Origin of the sequence: Flavobacterium cutihirudinis (assembly GCF_003385895.1) — a bacterium.
GTDB classification, from domain to species: Bacteria; Bacteroidota; Bacteroidia; order Flavobacteriales; family Flavobacteriaceae; genus Flavobacterium; species Flavobacterium cutihirudinis.
This window is the reverse complement of the sequence record NZ_QRDQ01000012.1, coordinates 145251-159941: the sequence shown is the minus strand read 5'-3', so window position 1 is coordinate 159941 and position 14691 is coordinate 145251. Positions and strand designations below refer to the sequence as shown.

Sequence of the window (14691 nt, the reverse complement as noted above, 5' to 3'; positions counted from 1 at the left end):
CTTGTGTCAATAATAATACCAACTTATAATAGATCAGGTATTATTCAAAGAACTTTAGATTCAGTATATGCTCAAAATTATCAAAATTGGGAATGTATTGTTGTTGATGATGGCTCAACTGATAATACAGCTTGTATACTTGAAACCTATAAAAAAGAGGACTCAAGGTTTAGTTATTTAAACAGACCAAATAGTAGGCCTAAAGGAGCGAGTGCATGTCGAAATCATGGATTGTATGAAGCTAAAGGAAGATATGTTATTTTTTTAGACTCAGATGATGTTTTGCTTAACACTTGTTTAGAAAATAGAATTTTTAAAATTCAAGAAAATCAAGGCAATGATTTTTGGGTTTTTCCTATGTTTGTCAAGAATAGGAATGATAATAAAGTTGCTGTTGAAATACCAATAATTGATAATTATCTTATTGAATTTTTGTCATGTAGAATTCTTTGGCAAACTATGTGCACAATTTGGGATATTAATTTTATTAAAAAAATAAATGGTTTTAATGAGTTATATCCGAGATTAAATGACCCAGAAGTGCATATTAGAGCAATGATTGAATCGAAAGATAATTTTTTGGTTTTAAGCAATATGGTTCCAGATAGTATTTATATGATCGATACAAATGCTGATAAAAATATACTTGCAAAAAAATACGCTACTTCTTTAGATCTGTTTATTCCTGATATTATAAAAAAATTGAATGAAAATGGATTAAAGAACGAATCAAGATATTTAAGAAAATATTTAAGTAACTATTTATTAAATTTTCATTCGTATAATTCTCATAAAAATAATTTATCTGTGTTAAAAGTTTTTCGTGAAAATAATGTTATTTCCTTCTCTGTATACGTTAAAATTATTACTCAATATTATTTAGTTTTGATTTTTAGTAGATGTTTAAAAAATAGCACTAAAAAAATAGAAAGGCTTGTGGAATTATAGCCTCATTTGTACAGTAGCCAAGCTTTGGTAATTAGCTTTTTTACATACCTATTTATTATAAAATAGATTAAATGTCAGATTGTTTATGAAGAAATTTGTTGTCTCCATAATTGTTCCCTGTTATAATCAAGGCCAATATCTTTCGCGGGCCTTAGAATCTGTCTTGAATCAATCCTTCAAGCATTGGGAATGTATAATTATTAATGATGGCAGTTCAGATGATACAGAAGAAATTGCTAAGGAATGGTTGGAAAAAGACGTAAGATTTAAATATATTTCTCAAGCTAATAGAGGTTTAAGTAATGCAAGAAATGTTGGAATTAACAATTCTACAGGAAATTATATTCAGTTTTTGGATGCAGATGATTGTTTGAATCCGGAAAAATTAAGAAAATCTTTTTTGGAAATAAAAGATCAATTGATTCATAATATTATAATAACAGACTTTAAAATGTTCAAAGAGAATACACATGATGAGCTTAGCTCTTATTGTGAATTAAGTCAAAAGAATTTATCTTATAATGAGATATTATATGGATGGGATTTTAAGTTTAATATTCCAATTCATTGCGGCCTTTTTAGTGCTTCATTATTTCAAAATTTTCGTTTCCCAGAAATTTTAAAGGCCAAAGAAGACTGGATTATGTGGTTGACATTTTTTCAGAAAGATATTTCTCCAGTTTTTGTTGATGAGATATTGGTTTATTATCGTCTTCATGATAAAAGTATGACAAAAGATTTTGAGCATATGATTGATAATACGATAAAAGCACTAGTCTATTTAGAAAGTGTAATTTCAGAAAAAGATTATAAATCTTATTTGTTATATAACATTAGAAGAAGGATGTCAGATTCTGAAAATTTAAGATCAAAAATAGAAAGATTAAGAGAGAGGTTAATTAGTTCAAATAATAGTATTGGATACCGTATTGAAAAGAAAATGAGAAATCTATTTAAAAGATTTTAACTTTAAAAATAAAGTGATAATTTTTGCATAGAAGCCTGTTTCTTGAAAGTAGGGCAAAAAAAAAATTGAAAATAATATGAAATTAGATTTCAAAAATTAAAATGAAAATTGTTTCGGTAATTATTCCAAATTATAACCATGCACTTTATCTTGAAAAAAGAGTTGAAAGTGTTCTTAATCAAAGTTTTCAAGATTTTGAAATAATAATAATTGATGATTGTTCAACAGACTCCAGTAAGGATGTAATCAATAAATATCAAGAACATGAAAAAATAGCCCACATTTATTTTAATGATTCAAATTCGGGAACGCCATTTGGTTTGTGGAATTATGCGATAGAAAAAGCACAAGGAAAATACATTTGGATAGCCGAAAGTGATGATTGGTCTGAAAACAATTTTCTGTCTGAATTAGTTCCAGTTTTAGAAAATAGTAACGCAGTAATGGCGCATTCTAATAGTCTGTTTTTTAATCACGGAGAATTAAAACCGAATAATTGGTGGAATTCTTTTGAGAGTGACAGATGGAATTCAAACTATATTGAAGAGGGAGTAAATCTTTTAAAAGAATACGGAAGATTCAAATGTCCTGTAATAAATGTTAGTTCAGCTTTAATTAGAAAAGATATTCTAAAAGATGAATTTTATCCACTAAGTTATAGATATAGTGGCGACTGGTGGTTTTGGGGGAATATTTTTATGAGTGGAAAAGTAGCATTCGTAGCAAAACCTCTTAATATAATTCGGGTTCATAATCTCTCAGTTACTCAAAATAAGAAGGCGATAAATATCAACAAATTAGAAGAAGATATTAGAGTTATAAATGACTTGAGTAAACTGCTGAATATCAGGTTGGTTTATAGTGAAAAATATAAATGGATAATAGATTTTTGGTTATCAATTTTTAATTATAAAGGTAAATATCTTAGTGCGGAACACCATAATGTTGATTTACCTTATTCTTTTAAAATTGTTTTTTATAGACGTTTTTTTTCTTTCTTATTCAGAAAGTTTCTCAAAAAAATTAAAAAATAAATGATACCAAAAACTATCCATTATTGTTGGTTTGGAAAAAAAAGAAAGTCAAAACTTATTAATGATTGTATTAAGTCTTGGAAAATTCATTGTCCGGATTTTAAAATAATAGAATGGAATGAAAAAAACACAGATTTAAGTTTACCATTTCTTCAAAAAGCATATAAGGATAAAAAATGGGCCTTTGTAGCTGATTATGTCCGGTTTAAAGCATTGTCTGATCACGGTGGGATTTACTTAGATACAGATATGTTAGTTTTAAAACCTCTTCAGGAATTTCTTAATGATGATTGTTTTTTTGGTGCCGAAGAAACTGAGATAATAAGTTGTGGAATTATAGGCACAAATAAAGAAAATCAATTTATTAAAGACTTACTAGCAGAATACAAAATGTTTGATACAACAATGAAAATTGATTGGAAAGAAATTATAGTTACAAAAATCGTTACTAAGGCATTCAAACTTAAATTTGATTTTAAGCAATCAATTGACATTAAAAAATATAATGATATAACTATCTATCCACCAAACTTCTTTTATCCGTTGCCATTTAATAGTGATGATGTTCTTAATTATGAAAAATATATCAAACGGGATAGTTATACCATTCATTTGTGGGCCGGTTCATGGATTGTACACAATGAATTCAATTTTATAAGAAACAGAGAATATTTTAAGGCGATAAAAATTATCATTAACAACTTATTCTCTAGAAAAGTTAATTACAAATACATAAGAAAAATAGCTTCTTCCTTTAAGCAATCATTATCTAAAAAATAACAGTGCCAAAGATTTCAGTTTTAATGCCGGTTTATAATTGTGAACTTTATGTAAAAGATGCGGTTGAAAGTATTTTAAACCAAACTTTTCCAGATTTTGAATTAATTATAATCGATGACCGTTCGACTGATTCAACCATAAAAATCATCAAATCATATAAAGATTCAAGAATTAAATTAATAGAAAAAGAGCAAAATACAGGTCTTACGAATAGCCTAATTCATGGGGTTTTAATAGCCAAAGGAGAATATATTGCAAGAATGGATGGAGATGATATAAGTTTGCCAGAACGATTTCAAAAACAAGTATCTTTTTTAGAAAGTAATCCCAAAATAATTTTATGTGGTAGTGCGGTTGAAATAATTGGAAAAAATTATATTTCAAAATATCCATCTAATCATGATATGATAAAAATACAATTGTGTTTTAACGCATCATTCTATCATCCTACAATAATGGCAAGACGTCAGGTTCTTGTTGAGAATAATTATAATAAAGATTGTGAACCTGCTGAAGATTATGAACTATGGACACGTATAGTGACTATTGGCGAATTAGCAAATTTAGATGAAGTTTTGGTTCATTACAGAATTCATGACTGTCAAACATCAAGCGTAAGAAGAGAAGAACAGGAGAGAGGTATTTTTGATTGTCAAATGATAATGTTGGATAAACTGAATATTAGTACTTTTTTTACTCGTGTCGAAATAAAAAAAGTATTAAATTTTTCTTCCGATATTTCTTTTATCGATCTTAAAACAACTTTAAAAATATTTGAGCAATTATTAATTTCAAATTATGAACTACAAATTTTTAATTCTGAATTATTTGAAATTTATATAAAAAATAAAAGAAAATTCTATTTGAGAAATTTTCTTTTTAAATCAGAACATAAATTAGTGCAATCTATTTTTAAACTTTTGAAAATAATTTCAATTTACGAAATGTTTGAAATAATAAGCCCAATAAAAAAAATCAAAAAAAAAATCAAAGAGTTGTTATGAGTAGAGTTTTTTTTATTACACCAGATATAAACTCTCCTACAGGTGGTATTAAACAATTATATCGTCAAGTAGATGTTTTAAACGATAACGGATATGAGGCTTTTATTTTGCATAAAAAAAATGGTTTTAGATGTACTTGGTTTGATAATAATACTAAAGTTTTATACCATCATAATTCACTTGATAAAATAGAAAAGTTTTTAAAAAAAGAGGATAAAAAAAACAGTATTAGTAAAAGACTTTCCAACTTGAAAAAAGCTATTCGTAATTGTTTTAATGTAAAGGATTTAATTAAAGAAAAATACGAAGAAGTAGTTTTTGATAAGGAAGATATAATCGTTTTTCCTGAAGTATATGGCAAGGCAATTGGCAAATTCTTTTTGGAGAACAAAAAAGTTGTTTACAATCAAAACTGTTATTATACTTTTTGGGGGTATGAGTTTTCTAACCAAAGTAATCCGTATTTAAATAATGATATCAAAGCAATTATTGTTGCATCTGAAGATGCGATAAATTATATGAGTTTTGGTTTTCCAAATGTGCCACTTTATAGAGTAAAATATGGTATAAATGAAAAAGTTTTCTCCTATTCTGAAAATAAGAAAAAACAAATTGCATTCATGCCTAGAAAGCTAAATGAAGATATTGTGCAGATTATAAATCTCCTGAATTTTAGAAATAAATTAAAAGGATGGACATATAAAGTAATTGATAAAATGGATGAAAGTCAAGTTTCAGATGCTTTGAAAGAATCGGCCTTTTTTTTGAGCCTTAATCATAAAGAAGGTTTTGGAATGCCACCGGCTGAAGCAATGGCGTGCGGATGTATTGTAGTTGGATATACAGGAAAAGGTGGAAAAGAATTCTTTAAAAATGATTTTTGTTACACAATTGAAGATCGTGATATTATTGCTTTTGCAAAAACAATAGAGAACTTAGCACTTGAATATGAAGAAGATAATCAGTCTTTTGTAGAGAAAGGTAAAAAAGCATCAGAATTTATACTTTCTGAATATAGTATGGAAATGGAAGTAAAAACTATTTTAGATTCTTGGAATTCAATAATTAATTAAGTGGCAACAGTTTCTATAATTATACCAAGTTACAATCATTCAGGCTTTCTGAAAGAGCGGCTAAATTCAATTGCAAAGCAAACTTTTATAGATTGGGAAGCCGTTATAATCGATGATAATTCTACTGATGATAGTGTATCGATTATTAAGGAATTTTTAAAAAATAATTCAGATTTTAAGGTAAGTCAGTTTATCGTTAATCCGGAAAATTCAGGAAGCGGTTATATTTCGTGGCAAAAAGGCATTAAATTAGCACAAACCAAATATATCTGGATTGCTGAAACAGATGATTATTCTGAGCCAACTTTTTTAGAAGAATTAGTAAATATTCTAGAGCAAGACGAAAATATCTCCTTAGCATTTTGCGGAAGTAATTATGTTGAAAATGAAGAAATTATATATGATTCGACTAATAGAACAAAAGATTTAGAGGTCGAGAAAACAAAAACAAAAATAATTGATAGTGCAGTCTTTTTAAATCAAATGCCTTTTAATCCGTATATAACAAATGGAAGTTCTGTTTTATTTAGAAAACCCAATTCTGAAATTCCTAACCAAATATTCACTCATAAACAATCATCAGATATTTTTCTTTGGAGCTATTTAATTCAAAATAAATCTTTCGCGTACTTAAACAAAAATTTGAATTTTTTTAGAAGACATCAAGGATCAACAACTTCGATTTTGCATAAAAATAACTTAGAGATGATTTATTATGAAAAAGCAAAATTTTTGAACTATTTTGGTAAAACACATATGTATAAAGAATTTATAGATCATTACATTCAACACTACATTTGGAATAATAAAAAAGACTTTTTAAACATTTCAAGTATTAAAACAATACAAAAAGAGAAAAATCTAAAAATAATTTATTTTTACACGTTGACTAAGTTTAGTTTTTATAAAATTTTTAATTGCGTCATTAAAATAAAAAAGCAATGAACTTTCCGCTAGTTTCAATCATTATACCAACTTATAACAGAGCTTTTTATTTAAAACTTACTTTAGACAGCATTATACAGCAGACTTTTCAAGATTTTGAGATAATTGTTGTAGATGATGGTACACCCAATAATGACAATTTTCTTTTATGTAAACAGTATGAAAAATTACGCTATATAAAAATTGAAAATTCTGGTGGGCCTGCAAAACCCAGAAATGTTGGAATTAAAGGAGCTAATGGAAAATACATTGCTTTTGTTGATGACGATGATTTATGGATGCCTCATAAATTAGAAAAACAAGTTGAAATTTTAGTTAATAATCCTGAATTTGGATTGGTTCATTGTTGTTGCGAAACCATAGATGAAAATGGTAATTTAAAGAATAAAATTATTGGAAGACCTGGTAATTCTCATGTAAAACATGGAAATGTTGCTCTGAGAATGATCGGAAATTGGACATTAATGACCTCTTCGGTTCTTCTAAGCAAAGATGTTATAGAAATGGTTGGATTATTTAATGAAGAAATGCCACCGGCAGGTGAAGATACGGAGTATTGGACTAGGTGTTCATTCTTTACCAAATTTTATTATGCTGACGAATCTCTGGTTAGATATAGAGTTCATAATCATAATATTTCCGGAGAGAAAAAAAAATATAAGAATTTATCTTTGTACTTAAAAAATGTTTTAAGAGAATTAAAATTAAAACATGTTATAGATCAAAAAAAATATAAAATTCTAATCCAAAATCTTTGCAGAATGCAGATTAAAAAGATTAAAAACTATACTTACAGATCAGTAATTAACCTTTTTAAATTAGATATTTTTTGGTTTTTAAGAGGAAGAAACATGAAGTTATTGCTTTTTGTCATAATTAAAAGATAGTTTTACGGCAAAGAAATAAGGCTAGATGTGAAAATTTGCGATTGACATACTGTTATTATAATTGCAATGAGTTTGAACTATTAATGAAGAGCTTTTACCAAAACTAATGAATATTTAATCTTTTTAGAATCAATAAAATATAAATGAGAATTGCGATTACAGGAGAAAAAGGTTTTTTAGGAATTCATCTGACAAATTATTTGCGACATATATTGAAGTATGAAGTAATAGAATTAGGGAGAGATTTTACAGGGGGATTATCTACTGTTGATAATATTCAATGGCTTATTCACGGAGCTTGTGTTCATAGACATGAGGATCCGGAAATGGTTTTGAGACTCAATAATGAAATTACCCACAAAACAATTGATTGTTTAAAAAAGAATAATATAAATTGTAACATAGCCCTTTTATCTTCCATTCAAGAAGAAACAAATACTTTTTATGGTGAATCAAAACGAGAAGCAAAGAATCAATTTAAAAACTTTTGTCTGGAAAGAAATACTACTTTTATATCTTACAGACTCCCAAATATTTTTGGTCAATATGCAAAACCTAATAGAACTTCATTTATAGCAACGTTTTCCTATAATTTATTTAATAATTTTCCAATTGAATATAATAGTAATCTTGTAAAATTAGCTTTTGTTAACGATGTTGTTGAGATTATATGCAAATTTGAAGAACAAGAAATTAATGCTGTAACAATTACTGTCGAAGAAATATATTTGTTACTATTAAAATATAATGATTGGTTAAGAGATGCTATTTTTCCAAATTGCAAAAATAAGCTTGAATTTGATTTATACCAGACTTTTTTGAGTTACAAAAATTATAAAATTTAAACACTAGAATGAAATTATTTATAACCGGAGGTGCAGGGTATTTAGGTCGTGAAATTGTAAAAAGATTCTATAATAATGCAGAGCTTACTATTTATAGTAGAGACGAGGCAAAACATTATTATCTTAAAAAACAATTTCCGAAAATTAAATGCATAATTGGTGATGTTGCTGATTATGATTTGATGAATCGTTCAGCCAAAGACCATGATCATGGTATTTTTGCAGCTTCTTTAAAACAAATTGAAGCTGTAGATCAAAATGTAGAAGTTGCATTAAGAACAATTGTTGGGGGAGCAATTAATTCACGTCGCGTTGCTGAAAACAATAATTTTAAGTCTGCATGTTTTATTTCTTCAGATAAAAGCAGGGCAGCTACAACATTATATGGTTCTATGAAATTTATCGGGGGCGAGGCATTTATTGTAAACGCTGAGGATTCTAATGTTAACCTTACCACTGCAGTTTATGGAAATGTATTAAATTCTACGGGCAGTATATTGCCTTTGATTTTGGATTCAATTAAGAATAAATATGAGTTACAACTTTATTCTCCTGAAATGACTAGATTTATGATTGATGTCGAAGAAGCAGTTAATGTAATTGAAAATTCGTTTGATCTAACCGGATTTAATGTAATACCGAATATACCTAGTTTTAAGATCAAAGATTTATTTGAAATCTATAAAGAAGAATTTGGATTAAAATATTCTCTTGGTCAGCCAAGAATCTCAGAGAAGATTCATGAAATTATGATTGCAAAAGAAGAAGTTCCTCGTACTTATTTAGATAAAAAAACAAATTTATATCTAATGCATTATCATACAATTTACAATGATTCAAATGTGAATTTCGAAGAATTCTCGAGTGCAAATGTCGTATTTTCGAAAGAAAAATTATATCAGAAGTTACAAGAAAAGAATTTTTTTAGAGATTAATTTTATGAGAATAGGCTTTAACCCGGTTAAAGAAGATAAAGAAATTGTTGTAGAGAATTATCATAGAATAATTATACCTGTTTATATACCACATTTTGAAGGTTATTTTGAACAAACTTTTGAAATATTTAAACTTTGTATAGATTCTTTACTTCTAACAATTCATGACAAAACCAGAATTACAATTTATAATAACGCTTGCCACCCGGATGTTGCAGATTATATAGACTTAAAATATAAGGAGTCAAATTTTATAGATCAGGTTTTTCATTCTAAACAAAATTTAGGAAAGATAAATGCAATTTTAGCTTCTACAAAAGGAAACTTAGAACCGTTAATAACAATTACTGATGCCGATGTTTTTTTTAAAGAAAATTGGCAAGATGCAGTTGAAAAAATGATGATTGATTTCCCAGCTGCAGGAATGATTTGTCCGGTACCTAATAGTAAAGCAGTAAGTAATTATGTTAAAAATAATTGGTATTATGGGCTTTTTAACGGAAAATTGAAATTTGAAAAAGTTTCTGATCCGGGGGCTATGATAAAGTTTGACGAAAGTCTGGGAAATAAAAAATCACTGCTTAAGCAAATTCATCTGGAGAAATATCTTGTCTTATATAATAAAAAAAGAAATGCACGGGCAGTTATGGGAGCTGGCCATTTTGTGGCAACTTTAAGAAGAGAAGTATTTGATAAAGGCTCTAATGAGCCAGCATTTATTAAAATTGTTGGTGGTGTCGAAAATAAATTTATTGATATTCCAAACGAACAACTAGGTTATCTTAGAATATCGACGCCAGAAAATTATGCCTATCATCTTGGGAACAGTATTGAAGATTGGATGTTTGAGGAATTTTCAAACCTAAAGAAAGAGAATAAAAAAACTAGTCATAATTCTTTAGATTTTAAGGGTGTACCGATTTCCCGAACCGGAAGAATATTAGGTTATTGTATTCAAAAAATAATTTCGAAAAATTTTAAAATAAAGTTGAAGGTTTTAAACCTATTAGGATTAGAATCAGATGATTTTTAAAAGTACTTAGATGATTTCAAAACTTGTAAAACTATTCAGTCTTAATCACTACTTTGATAAAGTAGCGAGAAATGTATACGATGTAAATGCAAATGTAATTTTGCATCGATTGTTTCCTCATGAAACAATTTTACCTTTTACAACATTTTCATTAAATCCCGGAACGATATTGCACATTATAAATGAAATTCAAATTAATAGTAGAAAATCTATTATTGAGTTTGGATCTGGAATTTCTACAATCATTTTAGCTCGTTATATTTCTGAAAATAATTTATCAATTAGAATTAGTTCTATTGAAAGTAATGAATCTTGGTTAGGTTTTATTGATAAGCAATTAGAAATGTATAATTGCAGACATGTTGTAGATTTATGCTACGCTCCTTTAAAATCAAATTCTAACTATACTACATTGTGGTATAATGATGATAAAGTTTCTGAAATTATAAAGGATAAAAAATTTGATTTAGTTATAGTAGATGGACCAAGTGGAGGTTTGGGAAAATTTGCAAGAAAACCTGCGCTCAATGCAATTATCAATCATATAGATTCTAATTTTAGTATTTTTTTAGATGATGTAAGGAGACCTGATGAGAGTCAAATTTTAGAGGAATGGTACAATAGCTTGAAAAACGCCAACTTTAAAGTTAAAATGATTTCTTTAAAAAGTAGAGTTTATGGAATACTGACTTCTGAAGACGCGTTTTCATCTAATCCGTTGAGTCATTAAAAAAGGTAGTAAATGAAAATAGCTAACGTTATAGTATCTGGACACCCTATTCCCTCTGGAAAGAAAGGATCCTGGACGCAAAGAATAGAATACTTTTTAACAAGTGAAAAAAATTGTATTGATTTTTTTATTTGTGAAAAGACGGATCTGCAAATTGAAGCCAAAACCGAATTTCTAAGAGTAAGACAAATAAGAAACAAGGTGTTTTTAAAGTTATTTAAGCATTATAGATTTTATTATTATTTTAAAGCCTTAAGAAAATTATTAAATGTGAATGATCATTTGATCATCTGTATAGTAGATAATGTAAAATTAAAAAATGCGCTAACTTATTTTTTAAAAAAACTGAATTTACACGAAAAGACTACGATTATTTTTTACAATTGTGGTTATTCTTATTTTTTTAATAATCAAGAGAATAGTGTTTTTTTGCAAAAATGCGATGAGATGATTTTTTTAACAGAAAGTGCTTATCTGTTTAACAAAAATAAATATTTAGAATTTATTCCGGAAGTTACGGTTTTAAATAACCCAATAGATAAAAATAAGTTTTATCCCTTAGAAAAACTAGAAAAAGAACATCTCTTAAAAGAATTCGAATTGTCTGGAAAAATGGTGTACTTATGGTTATCTTATGATAGAGATAAAAAGGGTCTAGATTTAATTTTAAATGCTTGGAAAGACTGGAATAAATCTCTTGATAAGGTTGTTTTACTTGTTGTGGGAGCAAAAAGAGAAGAGAAAATACCAGGAGTTGTTTTCTTTGGACAGGTTGACGCAGATCAAACCATAAAATTTTATCAATTGGCTCATGTTTATATTTTTTCTACCTTGTGTAAAGAAGGATTTGGGTTAAGTCTGGCACAAGCTATTTGTTGTAATTGCTTTACTATAGCGGCGAACAATGGTGGAGTTTCAGAGTTCTATAATTCGTCAAATGGGATTCTTTTGGATAAACCTAATGTTGTTAAAGAGTGGGTTGGAAGTTTTGAAGAATCATTTTTAAAATTAGAGAATGGGTATAATGTACAGAATTCAGAAGATCAAATTTTAAATATAGAGGATTGGTGTTCAGGGTTTTCGGAAGTTTTTCAGAAATGGAAGCATAGAGTTATTGCAAAGAATGAATAAAATTTTAAGGCATAATTTTTTGCAAAACCTGCATGAGTAAATAGGTTGCACTATTTTTCAAAAGTTTCTTTAATGAAAGATGTTATTATTTCAGAAAAAGGATATTTATTTGAAGTAAATCATATTTTTGCACAAAATAGACACAGTTACTCTTGAAGACCTAGATTATGCAGAATTTATATATAATTAAGATGAATGGAAAAAGATAAGGGGTATTTTCCAAATCTTAATGGAGTAAGGTTTATTGCCGCTTTGATGGTAATAATTAGTCATATTGAATTAAATAAATCTTTCTTTGATTATAGCAATAGTTTTCAAACAATAAAACGGTTAGGGGAACAAGGTGTATCGTTGTTTTTTGTTTTAAGTGGATTTTTAATTACTTTTTTATTATTGCAGGAAAAAAAAGATCGCGAAAAAATTAATTTCAAATTCTTTTATTTTCGTAGAATTTTAAGAATTTGGCCACTTTATTTCTTGATTGTAGTAGTTTCTTTGTTTGTCTTGCCGCATTTTGAAATGTTTAATATCCCAAACTCAAAACTTGAATATACAAGTAACGCGCAATTTGTGAGAGTTCTTGTTTTACTGGTGTTTTTTATGCCAAATATACTAATTATAATAAAGCGTATTCCTTTTGCGACACAAACATGGTCAATAGGTACCGAAGAGCAATTTTACCTTATTTGGCCCTTACTGATTAATAAAAAGGAGCAATTAATGCAATATTTTTTGGGGATAATTTTAAGTTATAATATAATATTACTAGTTATGCATAATGCATTTTTTGACGATATTTTGTATATTAAATTGATCAGGGGATACATTGCAAAAGTTCAATTAGATTCTTTAACTTTTGGGGCATTAGGGGCTTATCTTTTATTTACTAAAAATAAATTAGTAGATTTTGTAATAAATAACTCCACATTTTATTTGAGTATATTTCTTTTGATCATTAGTCAAATTTTTAGTTCTTATATAGTCTATTTTAGAAGTTCTATAAATGCTGTCTTTTTTATATTAATTATATTGAACTTGGTTCATAATAAAAATATTGCAAGACTTTTAGAACATAAATTCTTTTTTAAAATGGGTGAGATTTCATATGGATTGTATATGTACCATCAAATAGTTATTGTTTTTTTTATAAACTGTTTTATAAAATGGAATTTCTTCTCGAATTCTCTTCTCTATATCTTTACATTTCTGGGAACAGTTTTGGTCTCCCATTTATCATATAAATTTTTTGAAAAACCTTTCTTATTAAAAAAAGAAAAGTATAAATTTTAATATAAATGAAATATCCTTATATAGAAATTGCTGGACACAAAATCGGACAAGGTTTTCCACCCTTTGTTATCGCGGAGATTGGTCAGGCGCATGAAGGCAGTCTGGGGATTTTACATTCATATATAGATGCTATTGCACAAACAGGAGTTGATGCAGTAAAATTTCAAATGCATATTGCTGAAGCTGAAAGTAGTGAACATGAGCCTTTTAGAGTGAAATTTTCATTAGAAGATAAATTAAGGTTTGATTACTGGAAACGAATGGGATTTTCCTTGGAACAATGGAAAGACATTAAACTGCATTGCGATAATTTAGGATTAGAATTTATGTGTTCACCTTTTAGCAATTTAGCTGTTGATTGGCTGGAGGAAATTGGTGTAAATTCATATAAAATAGGTTCTGGTGAAGTGAACAATTTTTTAATTTTAGAGAAAATAGCGCGGACAGGTAAACCTGTAATTTTGTCTTCAGGGATGAGTTCTTATAAAGAATTGGAAAAAACGGTTTTATTTTTAAAGGAAAGAAATGTTGATTTTTCTATTTTACAATGTACAACTGCATATCCAACTCAGCCGAATCAATACGGTCTGAACATAATTCAGGAATTGAAGAATCGTTACAATGTCCCAATTGGTTTCTCAGACCATTCGGCGAAAACAGAAACCTGTATTGCAGCAACAGCTTTAGGAGCTTCTATTTTAGAATTTCATGTTGTTTTTGATAGGCAGATTTTTGGGCCTGATTCAAAATCTTCTTTGACTATAGCAGAAACAAAGGATTTAGTAACAGCTGTTAGAAATATAAATCAAGCTTTAATAAATCCAATAAATAAAAATGAAAATACGGCCTTTTCTGAATTAAAGCAAATTTTCGAAAAGTCACTTGCTGTAAATAAGGATTTAGCCAAAAATCACGTTCTGACTTTTGATGATTTAGAATCTAAAAAGCCAAAAGGCTTTGGAATAGATGCTTCTCAGTTTCAGAATATAATTGGAAAAACTTTAAATAAGGACGTAAAGAAATGGGATTTTTTAAATGAAACCGATTTGTTATAAAATTAGGTTGTTTTATTGTTCTCTTTTTATCTAC

The 14691-nt window shown here is 27.8% G+C and carries 15 protein-coding genes; all 15 read left to right on the top strand.

Features of this window, described 5'->3' with window-relative positions:
• The first annotated feature begins 3 nt into the window (after nt 1-3).
• The 15 genes from BD847_RS18850 to BD847_RS18780 all read left to right on the top strand — a co-directional run bounded on the left by BD847_RS18850 (nt 4) and on the right by BD847_RS18780 (nt 14657).
• On the top strand, nt 4-948 hold the full coding sequence (locus BD847_RS18850; RefSeq protein WP_208641815.1) for a glycosyltransferase family 2 protein: 945 nt from the start codon (nt 4-6) through the stop codon (nt 946-948).
• 85 nt (nt 949-1033) lie between these two features.
• Complete coding sequence (locus tag BD847_RS18845; protein WP_115889813.1) at nt 1034-1915, top strand: glycosyltransferase family 2 protein; 882 nt, start codon at nt 1034-1036, stop codon at nt 1913-1915.
• A gap of 101 nt (nt 1916-2016) precedes the next feature.
• Nucleotides 2017-2949 carry a glycosyltransferase family 2 protein gene (locus BD847_RS18840; RefSeq protein ID WP_115889812.1) on the top strand — a complete coding sequence of 311 codons (933 nt, stop codon included), beginning with the start codon at nt 2017-2019 and terminating at the stop codon, nt 2947-2949.
• Nucleotides 2950-3729: a glycosyltransferase gene (locus BD847_RS18835; RefSeq protein ID WP_115889811.1), complete on the top strand. Its 780-nt coding sequence runs from the start codon at nt 2950-2952 to the stop codon at nt 3727-3729.
• Nucleotides 3730-3731: 2 nt separating this feature from the next.
• Nucleotides 3732-4733: a glycosyltransferase family 2 protein gene (locus BD847_RS18830; protein WP_115889810.1), complete on the top strand. Its 1002-nt coding sequence runs from the start codon at nt 3732-3734 to the stop codon at nt 4731-4733.
• Complete coding sequence (locus tag BD847_RS18825; RefSeq protein WP_115889809.1) at nt 4730-5806, top strand: glycosyltransferase; 1077 nt, start codon at nt 4730-4732, stop codon at nt 5804-5806. Before BD847_RS18830 ends, BD847_RS18825 begins: the two co-directional genes overlap by 4 nt.
• Complete coding sequence (locus tag BD847_RS18820) at nt 5807-6751, top strand: glycosyltransferase family 2 protein (RefSeq protein ID WP_115889808.1); 945 nt, start codon at nt 5807-5809, stop codon at nt 6749-6751. It abuts the gene before it with no gap.
• Nucleotides 6748-7638, top strand: a complete 891-nt coding sequence (locus BD847_RS18815; RefSeq protein WP_115889807.1) for a glycosyltransferase family 2 protein — start codon at nt 6748-6750, stop codon at nt 7636-7638. The genes BD847_RS18820 and BD847_RS18815 overlap by 4 nt, the downstream gene beginning before the upstream one ends.
• 143 nt (nt 7639-7781) lie before the next feature.
• The gene (locus tag BD847_RS18810; RefSeq protein WP_115889806.1) at nt 7782-8483 is read left to right on the top strand and encodes an NAD-dependent epimerase/dehydratase family protein; all 702 of its coding nucleotides are present in this window, start codon (nt 7782-7784) and stop codon (nt 8481-8483) included.
• An 8-nt stretch (nt 8484-8491) separates the two neighbouring features.
• Complete coding sequence (locus tag BD847_RS18805) at nt 8492-9418, top strand: polysaccharide biosynthesis protein (RefSeq protein ID WP_115889805.1); 927 nt, start codon at nt 8492-8494, stop codon at nt 9416-9418.
• 4 nt (nt 9419-9422) lie between these two features.
• A complete protein-coding gene (locus tag BD847_RS18800) occupies nt 9423-10451 on the top strand; it encodes a glycosyltransferase family 2 protein (RefSeq protein ID WP_147298521.1) in 1029 nt (342 codons plus the stop codon).
• Nucleotides 10452-10461: 10 nt separating this feature from the next.
• Nucleotides 10462-11181 (top strand): O-methyltransferase, encoded by a 720-nt coding sequence (locus BD847_RS18795; RefSeq protein WP_115889803.1) that lies wholly within the window; start codon nt 10462-10464, stop codon nt 11179-11181.
• A 12-nt stretch (nt 11182-11193) separates the two neighbouring features.
• The gene (locus tag BD847_RS18790; RefSeq protein ID WP_115889802.1) at nt 11194-12312 is read left to right on the top strand and encodes a glycosyltransferase family 4 protein; all 1119 of its coding nucleotides are present in this window, start codon (nt 11194-11196) and stop codon (nt 12310-12312) included.
• Nucleotides 12313-12507: 195 nt separating this feature from the next.
• Nucleotides 12508-13602, top strand: a complete 1095-nt coding sequence (locus BD847_RS18785; protein ID WP_115889801.1) for an acyltransferase family protein — start codon at nt 12508-12510, stop codon at nt 13600-13602.
• Nucleotides 13603-13607: 5 nt separating this feature from the next.
• Nucleotides 13608-14657 carry an N-acetylneuraminate synthase family protein gene (locus BD847_RS18780; RefSeq protein WP_115889800.1) on the top strand — a complete coding sequence of 350 codons (1050 nt, stop codon included), beginning with the start codon at nt 13608-13610 and terminating at the stop codon, nt 14655-14657.
• Nucleotides 14658-14691 lie beyond the last annotated feature (34 nt).

Excerpts from the sequence above, each read along its gene's own strand:
- BD847_RS18845 (WP_115889813.1), top strand. The coding sequence starts at position 1,034 with ATGAAGAAATTTGTTGTCTCCATAATTGTTCCCTGTTATAATCAAGGC.
- BD847_RS18840 (WP_115889812.1), top strand. The coding sequence starts at position 2,017 with ATGAAAATTGTTTCGGTAATTATTCCAAATTATAACCATGCACTTTAT.
- BD847_RS18835 (WP_115889811.1), top strand. The coding sequence starts at position 2,950 with ATGATACCAAAAACTATCCATTATTGTTGGTTTGGAAAAAAAAGAAAG.
- BD847_RS18825 (WP_115889809.1), top strand. The coding sequence starts at position 4,730 with ATGAGTAGAGTTTTTTTTATTACACCAGATATAAACTCTCCTACAGGT.
- BD847_RS18815 (WP_115889807.1), top strand. The coding sequence starts at position 6,748 with ATGAACTTTCCGCTAGTTTCAATCATTATACCAACTTATAACAGAGCT.
- BD847_RS18810 (WP_115889806.1), top strand. The coding sequence starts at position 7,782 with ATGAGAATTGCGATTACAGGAGAAAAAGGTTTTTTAGGAATTCATCTG.
- BD847_RS18805 (WP_115889805.1), top strand. The coding sequence starts at position 8,492 with ATGAAATTATTTATAACCGGAGGTGCAGGGTATTTAGGTCGTGAAATT.
- BD847_RS18800 (WP_147298521.1), top strand. The coding sequence starts at position 9,423 with ATGAGAATAGGCTTTAACCCGGTTAAAGAAGATAAAGAAATTGTTGTA.
- BD847_RS18795 (WP_115889803.1), top strand. The coding sequence starts at position 10,462 with ATGATTTCAAAACTTGTAAAACTATTCAGTCTTAATCACTACTTTGAT.
- BD847_RS18790 (WP_115889802.1), top strand. The coding sequence starts at position 11,194 with ATGAAAATAGCTAACGTTATAGTATCTGGACACCCTATTCCCTCTGGA.
- BD847_RS18785 (WP_115889801.1), top strand. The coding sequence starts at position 12,508 with ATGGAAAAAGATAAGGGGTATTTTCCAAATCTTAATGGAGTAAGGTTT.
- BD847_RS18780 (WP_115889800.1), top strand. The coding sequence starts at position 13,608 with ATGAAATATCCTTATATAGAAATTGCTGGACACAAAATCGGACAAGGT.